We start from the raw sequence: 339 nt of genomic DNA, 5'->3' as shown, positions 1-339 counted from the left end.
ATTATAACACCTAAAGCTTCATTTTGCAAGAAAATACTTGTTATTAATTTACAGATGCCGAAATAATAAGTTATAGATACTTTTAGCTTAGGTGTCTTCATAATAAGTACCTTACGTCATTTATTATTATACCCATATTCTAGATTATAATACAAACAATTCCTCCATTGGCATCATTAACGATTTTCTGCAATGTCTCCTGCAATTTGTCTCGGGAGTTTGACACTTGCGACTTTATAAATTCTTTACAATGCCTATAAAATGGCTATTTTTTGTCAAATTTTACATATATTATTTGCGTGTCATAGCGTGTCGTGGTATAATATAAGTAACTGGGGG

1 protein-coding gene is annotated in these 339 nt (G+C 30.7%); it reads right to left on the bottom strand.

Annotated elements, in window-relative coordinates:
* Positions 1-139: 139 nt before the first annotated feature.
* Entirely contained in the window at positions 140-226 is an 87-nt protein-coding gene (locus QMG30_RS25200; protein ID WP_281819923.1) for a sporulation stage IV protein A, read from the bottom strand.
* Positions 227-339 lie beyond the last annotated feature (113 nt).

The sequence above is a fragment of the Vallitalea longa genome, assembly GCF_027923465.1.
Lineage (GTDB): Bacteria > Bacillota > Clostridia > Lachnospirales > Vallitaleaceae > Vallitalea > Vallitalea longa.
The sequence above is the reverse complement of the archived record's forward strand: the minus strand, read 5'-3'. Positions and strand labels throughout refer to the sequence as shown.